Annotated in this window: 10 protein-coding genes; 7 read left to right on the forward strand and 3 right to left on the reverse strand. The window is 47.5% G+C overall.

Annotated elements, in window-relative coordinates; translation table 11 throughout:
* Positions 1-378 precede the first annotated feature (378 nt).
* The 3 genes from ABXS70_RS02190 to dnaI all read left to right on the forward strand — a co-directional run bounded on the left by ABXS70_RS02190 (position 379) and on the right by dnaI (position 4041).
* On the forward strand, positions 379-1902 hold the full coding sequence (locus ABXS70_RS02190; protein ID WP_366293563.1) for a helicase DnaB: 1524 nt from the start codon (positions 379-381) through the stop codon (positions 1900-1902).
* A gap of 107 nt (positions 1903-2009) precedes the next feature.
* Positions 2010-2930 (forward strand): tetratricopeptide repeat protein, encoded by a 921-nt coding sequence (locus ABXS70_RS02195; RefSeq protein ID WP_366293566.1) that lies wholly within the window; start codon positions 2010-2012, stop codon positions 2928-2930.
* Between the two features lie 160 nt (positions 2931-3090).
* Positions 3091-4041, forward strand: a complete 951-nt coding sequence (gene dnaI, locus ABXS70_RS02200) for a primosomal protein DnaI (protein ID WP_342552675.1) — start codon at positions 3091-3093, stop codon at positions 4039-4041.
* 104 nt (positions 4042-4145) lie between these two features.
* On the opposite strand, the gene ABXS70_RS02205 is transcribed toward dnaI, so the two are convergent.
* Entirely contained in the window at positions 4146-4301 is a 156-nt protein-coding gene (locus ABXS70_RS02205) for a YqzM family protein (protein ID WP_342552674.1), read from the reverse strand.
* 265 nt (positions 4302-4566) lie between these two features.
* Here ABXS70_RS02205 and trxA point away from each other — a divergent pair, with 265 nt between their 5' ends.
* Together trxA and uvrC are read left to right on the forward strand one after the other, a co-directional pair.
* Complete coding sequence (gene trxA, locus ABXS70_RS02210; protein ID WP_090919457.1) at positions 4567-4884, forward strand: thioredoxin; 318 nt, start codon at positions 4567-4569, stop codon at positions 4882-4884.
* Between the two features lie 388 nt (positions 4885-5272).
* A complete protein-coding gene (uvrC, locus tag ABXS70_RS02215) occupies positions 5273-7360 on the forward strand; it encodes an excinuclease ABC subunit UvrC (RefSeq protein ID WP_342552673.1) in 2088 nt (695 codons plus the stop codon).
* On the opposite strand, the gene ABXS70_RS02220 is transcribed toward uvrC, so the two are convergent.
* Positions 7329-9026, reverse strand: coding sequence for a type II CAAX endopeptidase family protein (locus ABXS70_RS02220; RefSeq protein ID WP_342552672.1), 1698 nt, complete (start codon positions 9024-9026; stop codon positions 7329-7331). The two genes, uvrC and ABXS70_RS02220, sit on opposite strands and share 32 nt — an antisense overlap.
* 425 nt (positions 9027-9451) lie before the next feature.
* On the opposite strand from ABXS70_RS02220, the gene ABXS70_RS02225 reads away from it, so the two are divergent.
* Positions 9452-10792 (forward strand): TrkH family potassium uptake protein, encoded by a 1341-nt coding sequence (locus ABXS70_RS02225; RefSeq protein ID WP_342556437.1) that lies wholly within the window; start codon positions 9452-9454, stop codon positions 10790-10792.
* A 33-nt stretch (positions 10793-10825) separates the two neighbouring features.
* Complete coding sequence (locus tag ABXS70_RS02230; RefSeq protein ID WP_342552671.1) at positions 10826-11497, forward strand: TrkA family potassium uptake protein; 672 nt, start codon at positions 10826-10828, stop codon at positions 11495-11497.
* Between the two features lie 28 nt (positions 11498-11525).
* On the opposite strand, the gene ABXS70_RS02235 is transcribed toward ABXS70_RS02230, so the two are convergent.
* A complete protein-coding gene (locus ABXS70_RS02235) occupies positions 11526-12449 on the reverse strand; it encodes a LysR family transcriptional regulator (RefSeq protein ID WP_342552670.1) in 924 nt (307 codons plus the stop codon).
* Positions 12450-12473: the final 24 nt, after the last annotated feature.

Below are 12473 nucleotides of genomic sequence, written 5' to 3' on the forward strand. Positions count from 1 at the left end.
AGTGAAGGCATATGCCGCACTGAAATTTAAAAAAGTCTTATCTTTGACGCAAACGCTTACGCGTGCAAAGGGAGGGCTTTTTTTGCTGTGATGAACATTTCAGGGGAATGTTTGTACGCCTTTTCTCATATGCATAAATTGATTGAATGGACTATATTTTCGCTTGTAATCTCGCAGCACAGCTTTTATAGTATTCTAGCAGCTCTTTCGAGCTGGTCATTAGAAAATTCGCCCAATTTTGCGAAAACGTGAACGATGTCGACCTAGGACGAAACGGAGTGAGAACGGGTTCGTTTTTTACCTGTTTTTGAGCATTTGAGGATCAGGCATTTATGATAGAATAGAAAAACAACCTTTGGGGAAGAAGGAGATCAGGCTATGCGCATGAAGAATTTGCATCATTATACGGAACATCATCGCTACTGCGTATACAGGGAGTTTGGACTAAGCGCCCTGGATGACCGCATGCTTACAGGGGCTTATCAGCCTATGGTAGGTGCTTTTGCGGTTGGCTTGTATCGGCTGTTATTTCAGCATCTCCCCGGGGAACAGGTCGGTTATTCCCCTCTGGAACAGCAGCGGAGACTGTTTATGACATTGGGGCTGGAGCCCAGTGAGAAGGGCCGTAAATATTTGGTTGAACAGGCATCCAAGCTGGAGGCCGTAGGTCTTCTTCAGACATCACGGGTCTATACTCCGGAAAATGATGATTACATCTACGAGTATGAGCTCGAGCCGCCGCTCTCTCCGGCAGAGTTTTTCCGCACACAGCATTTGACACTGCTTCTTCGAGACAAAATTGGCAAATTCGCAGTGCTGTCCCTGCGAGCCGGTTTTTCGGCTGTGGAGAACGGGGACGCGCCTTATGCCGCAGCAAATAAAGAAAATATTTCAGTTCCCTTTTACGATATATTTGAGCTTAACACCCATGTCATTGATTATGAATTGGAACAGGCTTTATCCGAAGTGTCTACCTCGGCGCAGCGAACGGGTACGAATGATACAGCCGAGGAGAACACACTCAATTATGCCGACATTATTTTACGATTCCCGCGTGAGTCGGTGAACCGTCGTTATGTGGAGCAGCTGCGCTTTGATCATGAGCAGTTCGGGATCGTCAATTATGTGGTGAACAAGTTTAGTCTTAGTGTGCAGGATGTATGCCGGCTGCTGGATGAGGATGGGGTGTTTGGACCACAAGGGCAGCTGCTTTTGGATGAGCTGCAGCACAAGGCAAGCATGCAGTTCCGGCAGACGAAGAAACGACAGGAACAGCAGACGGTACAAGCTGCCAAAGTTGTTGCTCTTCGCCAGCATATGGAGGAGCCGCCAGATACAGATTCCAGTGAGCCGCCGGTGGAACATGTTGTACAGATGGAATATTATGTTGAGGTACCGCCGCAGTTTGCAACCAAATGTGATATTCATCAATACAATATGATGCTTCGTAATGAACCGTATACACGGCTGCTGCAGACGTTTTTCCCAGGCGCCGTACCGGACAACCTGGTTGATATTTTTGAAAAAATCGATCTGAGCTACAAACTGCCTGGTGAAGTGATCAATGTACTGATCCATTATCTGATGGCGCTGCTTGTATCGGGCGGCGAGCAGCGAATTAATCGTAACTTTGTGGAAGCGATCGCTTCCAATATGCTGTTGAAGCAGGTGAATACGTACGAGAAGGCCGTGCAGTATATTCGTGATCAGGCGAAGGTAAAAGGCAAGCAGGCTGCTGGTGCAGCCGGAACCCGTACCCGTACATACGGCAAAGGAACCAAGGCCAAACCCGAAATTCCGATTGTACAAGACATAAGCCATGACGGGGATGCTGTATCCGAAGAAGAGTTTGAAGAAATGATGCGGTTTGCCCAGCAGATGCAGGCCAGCAAGCAAAAATAAACGTTATAGTGCATAATCAAGCGGGTCCCTGGCGAGAGGTGACTCGCTTTTTTTCCAAAGGGAAGGAATCAAATAGTGCACACCTTATGCAGGGAAGGAGGACCCCGTTGAGTACCAGTACGAATCGAAAAGCAATTGAATGTCTTGAACATAACGAGTATGATGCAGCCTTGGCTCTGTTCCAGGAAGCGCTGAACGAATCCAGGGACGTGCAGTCTTTAAACAATCTGGCCTGGGTGTACTATCATGAAGAGGGAGATATAGAAGCGGCTCTGAATTTGGCTAAGGAAGCCGTGGAACTTCATCCAACCTCTCATTTTCCTTACAGCCTGTTAGGTGAAATGTTGGTTCAGAAGGAGAGGTGGGAAGAGGCTTCGGCTGTTTTGGCAGACTCCATCGCCATTGAGCCTTCTAGGGAAGCATACAACAACCTGGCTGCTGCCAAATACCATCTGGGAGAATGGAGCGAAGCCGCGGATTTGTTCCTGAAAAGTGCATCGCCTTCCGATTATGCAATGTACAGCCATATCTACTGTTTGATCAGGCTGGGAAAAAGCAATGAAGCCAAACATAAACTGGATGCTTTTTCAGAACAGGATGAAGATTTTGTTGGAGAAGTGCATGCTGCAGAACTGTACTTGGAGCTGCAGTGTTTTGCTGAAGCAGTTCGCTGGTATGAGAAATCATGGAACACCTATTATAAGACACCGGACTGGGTGTGCCGATATATTTACGCATTAGTGCAGACGAATGCAGTGGAAGATGCGCTCAAAATCGCAGAAGCATGTATTAATTTCAAACAAGAGGATATTCAAGAAGAACAAGCAGAGGTATGCAGTGAGGACTGGACAGAAAGTGACAAGGCATCATATTTGATTCAGTTGGAAAAGGAGAAGCAGCAGTATGCACAAATCATGAATAGGATTTCTACCGGTTTTGTTCCACCGATGAAATTTACGACATCTTTAAGCTCCAGATGTTACTTATTCGGCTGCTCCAGACATAACTATCCCGAATATGCAGGTTAAGACGGTACCTGTGTGATCCTCGGAATGTTTTTTCCAAATGTATCAGTTGAGTTATTGCCCGCTTTTCTATAGAATGAACTGTACGAATGATTGAGCATGAGGCTGTAGATATGTCCTGTTATTCATAGATATTGATACTTTAAAAAGGGGGCTTGAAGCCATGGAATCCTTGGGAGGACTGCTTCAGCAGCTGAACCCTTCCTTTCGTGAGCAGTCGCGGCGAATTATGGCGGATTTATTGGAGGACCCTTATGTGCGCGAGTTCCGTGCAGGTCATCCCGAACTGAAAGATGCACAGCTTATGCCCGATCTGAGCAAGCTGTTTCAGTACGCCAAAGATTCGAAGAACTGCGCGAATTGTCCGGGACTCGACAACTGTCCCAACGATTTTCAGGGTCATTTTTGCAAACTGGAAGTAGAGAACTTCAACGGTAAACCCGAAATTATAGATATTAAAGCACCCTGCTCCAAGCAGATCGCCAGGCAGAACGAGCATATTATCAAGCAGCGGATCCGCAGTTTCTATGTGGACGAGCGCGCCCTCAGTGCCGGATATAATGATGTGGAAATTATGGGTAAAGATCGCATGCGTGCGCCAGCGGTGAACCGGGTGCTGCGTTATATCAGCGAGACCAAAGCTAATGGGCTCTCCACGCAGGGCTTGTATCTGGAAGGTTCATTCGGAACAGGCAAAACATTTCTGATGTGTTATCTGCTGCATGAACTCGCCGTTGCGGGGCATACAGGTGTCATTATTTATATGCCTGATTTTGTGGAAGATTTGAAGTCCATGATTAGTGAAGGACAGAAGCTGAAGGAAACCACGGACATTCTCAAAAGCTGTGATCTGCTCATCTTTGACGATATCGGTGCAGAGAACCTGAACCCTTGGGTCCGGGATCATGTGATGGGTTCCATTCTTAACTACAGGATGAATCGGAAACCAACGTTTTATACTTCGAACTACAACCTGGAAGGGCTTGAGAAACATCTGAGCTTTACCAACCGGGATGGTGAGGAAACGAACAAAGGGCAGCGTCTGATGGATCGAATTCGCCCGTTTGTGGACGTTATTCAGGTGCGGGGCGAGAATCAGCGCGGCAAGCGTTAGAGCGTATTTTTCCATTTGAAATTCACCAAAAGAAGCCTGGCTTTCGCAATATGCGAAAACCGGGCTTCTCTGGTCTCGGCAGCCTGAATGCTGAACTGCACATTCTACTCGGTCAGGAATTTGAAAATAACCATTCCAAAGAAGATGACAGTCATCAGGCCGCCCATGCCGACAACGCCCATAATCAGATCGAAGAAGTCGTTGCGCGGCTCCTCGTTCACATGTTCACGCGGGTCGGTCATCCGAATATTAGCGTCCATCGTTTTGCCTCCTTTGAGGATTGACAGCTTGGCCTGCAAGCAGGTCTGCAATCCGGAGTAATTTTAGTATACTTGGAAAAGAAAGCGTTTGTAAAGATTTAGCAGATGGCCTGCTTCACCTGTAATTGTGAAGATTTCATGTTGGGAAGATGAACATTGGTCTGTTCATTTCACAAGTTTAACGCACATGTGTTATACTGGAAGTGTCGTTCACGACGTTACAGGTTAAAATAAAACCGTAAGTATATATAAGGAGGACAATTTCATGGCTATTGTTAACGTATCCGATCAATCCTTTAACACGGAAGTCGAAGGAGAAGGAACGGTTCTGGTTGATTTCTGGGCGCCTTGGTGTGGTCCTTGCAAAATGCTCGCTCCAATCCTGGAAGAGCTGTCCACTGAAGTTGGCGATTCCGTAAAAATTGCTAAAGTGAATGTGGATGAGAATCCTGAATCTGCTTCCCGTTTCGGCGTAATGAGCATTCCAACATTGATCTTCTTCAAAGACGGTCAACCGGTGGATAAAGTGGTTGGTTTGAACTCCAAAGAAGCTCTCAAAGGAATCATCGAAAAACATCAATAAACAGCAAAACATCATTAGGTGCAGGCTGACACATCGCCTCCGGTTTACATGCCGGGGGCGTTTTGCGTCGAAAAGCGAGATGTAGGACAATATAAAAGTAATGTAGATTATTTATAAATTATACGAATGATTATAAAATGAAACTGGAAATTTACATGATTAACAGAGAGGACAGAAATGAACAGGAGAAGCGAAGCTAAAAGCTTTCTGAAAGAAAGCTGCATCGGAAGCATCTGCTGTAGCCTTTATCACCGGATTTTTCCCTTTGTAAAAGGATAAGGATCGAAAAAATCTGGGGATAACAGCGATCGAAGGTTCATTCTGTCATCGGAATGGAACATGTAAGGTGAAGGCTTCAATTTTTTCGGAAGGGAGGACCCACCGAGCGATGGACCCATATATGCAGCAGTTAGAAGCGCAGGAGAAGGCACTGGAGCAGATTCGCCACAAACTCGCACTGCTTCCCGACATGCCGGGCTGTTATCTGATGAAAAACAGTGAAGGCACCATTATTTACGTTGGTAAAGCCAAAGTGCTGAAGAACCGCGTGCGCTCTTATTTTATTGGAAGTCATAACGGAAAGACGCAGCGTTTGGTGGCGGATATCCGAGATTTTGAATACATCGTGACAGGCAGCAACATGGAAGCACTCATCCTGGAATGCAACCTGATCAAAAAACATATGCCGCGTTACAACGTACTGCTCAAAGATGATAAGACATTTCCGTATCTCAAAATAACGAATGAAAAGCATCCGCGGCTCGAAGTAACCCGTCGTGTGCTGAAAGATAAAGCGAAATACTTCGGACCTTATCCGAACTCGTATGCAGCACATCAAACGAAAAAACTGCTGGATCGCATGTATCCGCTCCGCAAATGCGGTGTGATGCCGAAGGAGGTCTGCCTGTATTATCACATGGGCCAGTGTCTTGCTCCTTGTGTGAAAGATGTAGGCAAAGAGCAGTATGACGAGATTTCGCAGGAGATCGGATCATTTCTAAGCGGCGGACATGAAGAGATTAAGAAGGACCTGCAGCGTAAAATGCAGGAAGCGGCCGAGGATCTGTATTTTGAACGGGCCAAAGAGCTTCGTGATCAGGTGATTGCAATTGATGCAATTATGGAAAAACAGAAAATTACGATGGCTGACGCCAGAGACCGCGACGTCTTCGGATTTGCAATCGATAAAGGCTGGATGTGTGTCCAGATTCTATATATGCGTCAGGGAAAAATGATTGAACGCCATGTGTCGACCTTCCCGTTTTACGGTGAGGCCTACAGTGACTTCATGTCCTTTGTTACACAGTATTACAGTGATAACCCGGCACTGCCGCAGGAAATTTTATTACCAGAAATGCCGAAAGAGCTGATGGATGACGGGGATGCGGTCGATCTGGCAGGTACTGATAACGCGAACACGACAGACCATGTTCAGGCTGCGGTAACGGCAGAGTCTGCGCAGGAGGAACAGCAGTCGAAAGCGAATCCAGCTGCCGAATCAGCATCACAGGTTGCCGAGATGCGTACAGCTTATGAAACGAATCCAGCTGCTGACGGTAACAATGGTTCAGCCGATGCGGGGGTAACGTCAAACGCCAAACTGCCATCCGAGATGGAGGACCCGTCCCAGATGGCCGCATCCCTGCAGGAGTGGCTGGAGATCAAAGTGCACATTCCGCAGCGCGGGTTGAAACGCCAGATGATTACGATGGCACTGGACAATGCGCGGGTGGCATTGGAGGAGAAGTTCCGTCTCATTGAACGTAATGAAGAACGGACATCCAAAGCATCCGAAGGATTGGGACGCTGGATCGGGCTGGAGCAGCTGCGCCGGATCGAAGCGTTTGATAACTCGAACATTCAGGGGACCAATCCGGTATCGGCCATGATTGTGTTTACCGACGGTAAACCAGACAAGAAGGAATACCGCAAATACAAAGTACGTTCTGTCGAAGGACCGGATGACTATGAAACGATGCGGGAAGTCATCCGCCGCCGTTATGAGCGCGTGCTTAAAGAAAACCTGACCCAGCCTGACCTGATCGTGGTCGATGGAGGGAAGGGACAGATTTCCGCTGCGGTAGATGTGCTTGAAAATGAGCTGGGGCTGTATATTCCGGTTTGTGGATTGGTGAAGGATGCCAAACACAAAACGTCACAGCTGATGATTGGCAGCCCGCCAGAAGTGATTGCGCTGCCGCGGGACAGTCAGGAGTTTTATCTGCTGCAGCGAATCCAGGAAGAAGTTCACCGGTTTGCCATCTCGTTTCACCGCGAGCAGCGCGGCAAATCAATGGTTACATCCCGGCTGGATGCCATCCCGGGCATTGGGGAGAAGCGGCGCAAGCTGCTGCTGAAGCATTTTGGCTCTTTACGCAAAATAAAAGAGGCCAGCGTCGAAGACTTCCGGCCTCTATCTATTGGGGATAAACTGGCAAATCAGATTATTGCAGCACTTCGTGATGAGGAGTCGTGACATACGGCTCTTCTTTTTGTTTTGGATTGAAACGATACACTGCATATCCTACGATGGCCGGCAGCACAATCCAGAAGATTCCGGCTCCAATGTTCAGTGCATCACCCATGAACACCAGACTGAGGCCCATCAGCAGGCTGTCGAAGATCACATGTGCAAAAACAACGGCAATGAAGCCGTGACGAAGCATGATCAGGCTGAACAGCAGTCCGATGACGGTCAGCTCAATCGGGCGTGTAATGACCGGATAGATCGGATACAGCGTGTGTCCGAGCGCCCAGATGATTGTAGGAACTAGGCACGCGATAAACGTGTTCCGTACGACCTTTTGCATCATACGAATACCAAACAGTCGATACACCGCTTCCTCGCCAATACCGGCCATCCAGGCCATGATCGGGAAGATCCAGGCATAGGTCATGTTATACGTTGATTGATCTGCTGACGTTGTCGACCATGTGCCGATGCTGCGCTCCAGAATAAAGAACAGAATCGACTGCACACCCAGTAGAATGAATGCCCACAGGTAACCGGTATACATACTGTGCAGCACATATTTGCCATAACCCGGCTCTTTGGCACGGGGCCATGGATTCCATCCGATTTTGCGCCACAACCCGTCACCTGCTACAAGTGACAGATAGATCATGGCACTCATCACGAGGGTAATGCCTGTCTGAATGAGCATTAGAAACACCAGCATGAAACTGGAGAGTCCCTGTGCCTCAAAGAGAGGTAACATGTTCAGTGTACCGATCATGGAAGCTGCGAAGTACACCAGCGCCAGCACCAGGCCGCGTTTAAACGATGTGTTCGCACGAGCCAGGATGCTGTAGATGAGCGCCAGCACGCCGAGAACAAACGTCAGAAACGCGTAGCCACCGTAGGTTAACCAGTTGGCCAATTTGGTCTGGTCTTTAACATAATTAGTGTGTGATTTCGGTACAGAGAAGCCCGGATCGAATGAACGGACAGCCCCATTTTCAAATGTAAAATTCAATTCAAGTTTGGAGCTGCCTATCGATTTGCTCGTATCCATATACTTCAGACCCGGCTCACCATCTCGTGTTTCCAATTGAAGCGCTGCGGCATCATAGCCGAATTGTTTTAAAACGCCAGATGCCAGCTCTTCTTTCTCGTTCAAAGGCATGTGGCCTTCTGCAAGTGACTCTGACGTTCGTTCAATCCCTTGTTCTTGTCGAGATTCAAGGGCTGTGTACAAGGAGGTTGGCAGTACACGTTTGAAAGCGACGACTTTTCCTGTTTTCATATGTACGTCAATGTTTAAATAACCGCCCTTATCCTGATCCAATAAACGCACGCGGTATACATCGTAAGGAAAGGCTGCTTCCCATGTTTTATTATACGTATCCAGCTGTTTGGTCTTCGCCATATACCCGTAAATATCGGAATGGGTCTGATAAGTTACAAGGGGTTTACTGGTATTGCTGGGGAGCGTATAGTCATCAACAGAAGCTGCGAATGAACGTGCAGATTGGATCGCATCATCCTTGCTAATGAAGGATGATGACGAAATTTCTGTTGTTTGGGATGAAGTCGCAGGAAAGATCTGAAAGACAAAAAATAAGATCAGGCCGATCACCGCAAGCAACCCCAAACGTTTGAAGTTAGCCTTAAGCTGTAAAGGCTGCTCTGAGGGATTCATGAAATGGTGTTCCTCCTTTATTCAATTACATATTAAAGTAAAGATAGCACAGGGGATGGACCCAATGCCAATGACTTCACGAAAACAGGTGCAAATCTTTGAAAATGAATGAAAATGATCAAAAAAATCTGATCCTGCTGTTAGGGCATGAACTTTCTTACCGTTTTGAGCGAATTCGATGGTATTTACACAAAAACCGTTTTGTGTGCAGCCGCCGCAGCGCTTATAATTTTTGAAGCAAATATGCAGCATCCCGCATGTCTCAAGTTCAACAAGGGAACGAATAGAACCCAGAACGATCCCAACTAGGGGGAGAATGAACAGGTTGTATATCAACTCTAATTATATGTTGCTATTTTATGAATCATACATGGGCTCCACAGGGTGGGGTTATTTTATTTTGGGCAGAGGTGGATGATACAGAAGTGAAAGCAAATGTTCAATGGATGCGATTATCGCCGCCGCGTATTCTGGTATTGGGGTTTGCCGGCATTATTATGTTGGGAACACTGCTGTTAATGCTTCCAGCATCCAGCCGAAACGGCGATAGTCTGGCCTTTATCGATGCGTTCTTCACGGCAACGTCGGCTGTCTGCGTGACAGGGCTGGTTGTTGTGGATACAGGAACCTATTTTTCTATATTGGGTCAGGTGATCATTGCTATTTTGATACAGATCGGCGGTCTCGGCTTTATGACGATGTCTACGCTGGTTGCGATTGCATTCAAACGAAAAATATCGCTCAAGGAGCGGTTGATCTTACAGGAAGCCATGAATCAAAGTACGATGGAAGGCATCGTGCGTTTGATCCGCAAGGTTGTCATCTATTCGCTTATTCTGGAGGGGATCTGCGGTACGTTGTTTGCACTGCGCTGGTCATTAGATATGCCGATTGGGCAGGCGATGTACTATGGCTACTGGCATGCAATCTCCATGTTTAACAATGCCGGTTTTGATATGTTTGGTGATTTTCGCAGTCTGACCGGGTATGTCTATGATCCACTTGTCAATTTTACCGCGATGTTTCTGATCGTTTCCGGAGGGATCGGTTTTGTCGTGCTGTCTGATCTGGTGGAATACCGTCAAACGAAGAAGCTGTCGCTGCATTCCAAAGTGGTACTGCTGATGACAGCCTTGTTGATTATATTTGGAGCACTTGTCATCTTTGTATTTGAGTTCAGCAACCCGCGAACGCTGGGCGGTTTGAACTGGGGCGGTAAACTGCTCGGCTCGTTCTTCCAGTCTGTAACCCCGCGCACAGCCGGGGCAAACACGGTCGATATTGCCGGACTGCGGCAGGCCACGCAATTTTTCATGATTATTTTGATGTTTATCGGTGCATCTCCAGGTTCAACGGGAGGCGGCATCAAAACAACAACATTTTTAATTATGGCCGGAGCGGTCATCGCTATGATGCGTGGACGGGAGGATATCGTTTTTTTCCGGTATCGGCTTGTGCAGGAACGTATTTTCAAAGCGCTGACGATTACACTGCTGGCATTGCTATTCATAATAACAGTAACAATGATATTAAGCACAACTGAGGATAGTAACTTTTTAATGATTTTATTCGAAACGACTTCAGCCTTCGGTACGGTTGGTCTTTCATTAGGTCTGACGCTCAAGCTGACGACGTTTGGCAAGTTAATGATCTGTTTTACGATGTTTGCGGGTCGCCTCGGGCCGATCACATTGGCATATGCACTGGGGCAGAAAAAGGGTAAAGATTTGTACAGGTATCCGGAAGGCAAAATGATAATAGGTTAGTGATTATTTGGATAGAGGGGTTCGTGAAGAACAATGAAAAAACAGCAGTTTGCGGTAATCGGACTTGGGCGGTTCGGCTCCAGTCTGGCGCAGGAGTTAATGGAGTTAGGTTATGAGGTGCTTGGCATCGATAAAAATGAAGAGCTCGTCGAAGACATGAGTGACTTGGTCACTCATGCGGTCGTGGCGGACGCTACGGATGAGGAAGTGCTGCGCTCTCTGGGCATTCGTAATTTTGACTGCGGCATCGTTGCCATTGGTGACGATATTCAGACGAGTATCCTCACCGCCATCCTGCTCAAAGAGCTGGGGGTCAAGACGGTTGTGGCAAAAGCCATTTCGGTTCTTCACGGACGTGCACTCGATAAATTGGGCATTGACCGTGTCGTTTACCCTGAACGTGATATGGGGATTCGGGTTGCTCACCAATTGGTTACGCCAAACCTGCTGGATTACATCGAATTATCCAATGATTACAGCATTGTAGAGATGAAGGTGCCTGCATGTCTGCACAATAAAACGCTCTCGACTCTCAATGCACGGGTGCGCTTTAACTGCAGCATTGTCGCACTGCAAAAAGAAGCCGGGGTCATCATTGCCCCGACCGCGATGGATTCCCTGCAAATGGGGGATATTATGGTCATTATTGGTAATAATAATGACATTGACCGGTTTGAGGAAGAGGTCATCAGTCAGGAAAGCTGAGCAATCCAGCTGCTTCATCGGATTGAAATCAAGGCGTTGTTGTCCTACGTGAGGGCAATGGCGCCTTTGCTGTAAAAAATGCAGCAGTCTCCCTGATCCATTGTCTGGAGGTTTCGCTGAGGTCTTCCTTTTCCCCATAGATCATGCAGGTTGTTCTTCGGGTTTGTTTTAGCTGGGGTAAGTGCACAGCAGCGAGATCATTATCGGCCAGCAGCTGCGGACGAAGATAGGATTTGGGAAGCAGGGCAGCAGCTTTACAGGTCGGCAGCAGACGGATAATCGCTTCAAATGAATCAATCTCCATACGAATATCGGGCATTACGGTACAGCGCTGGAAGAGGTCATCGGTCAGTTTGCGGTACCATGTTCCTTTGGAGAAGGTGATCATCGGCAGATCCTGAAGATGCTCCATGCCGGCTTCTTTGCCAGCCAGCGGATGTGTAAGCGGCACGACCAGCTCCAGGTGATCGTCAAACAGCGGTACACAGTTGAGTCCGGTTTCACTGATCGACGAGGCAACAATACCCACATCGGCTTTTTTGTCACGTACAAAAGAGACTATCTCATGTGTTTTGCCTGTTAACAGCTTTAATTCAGCATGCGGATGCTTTTCCATAAAAGCATTAACCAGCGGGGGCAGGGTGGTCTGAAGTGTCGTCAGGCTGGCTCCCAGGGTAATAATACTCTGTTCCTCATCCTTGTATTGGGACAGCATGGTGAGAAATTTTTGCTGCTGCTGCTTTTGTTCAACGGCGAAAGTATAAGCAAGCTGACCTACACTCGTTAATTCCAGCCGTTTACCGCGGCGGTGAAAGAGGGCTACCCCAAGCTCATCCTCCAGTTTGGAGATTTTGCGGGAGAGTGCCGGTTGGGATAAATTCAGTAATTTGGACGCACGGTTCAGACTGGATTGCTCTACGACCGCTGCAAATGCATTTAATTCTTCGAACATGAACACAAACCTCTCTTCTTATGA

The organism is Paenibacillus sp. AN1007 (genome assembly GCF_040702995.1).
GTDB lineage: Bacteria > Bacillota > Bacilli > Paenibacillales > Paenibacillaceae > Paenibacillus.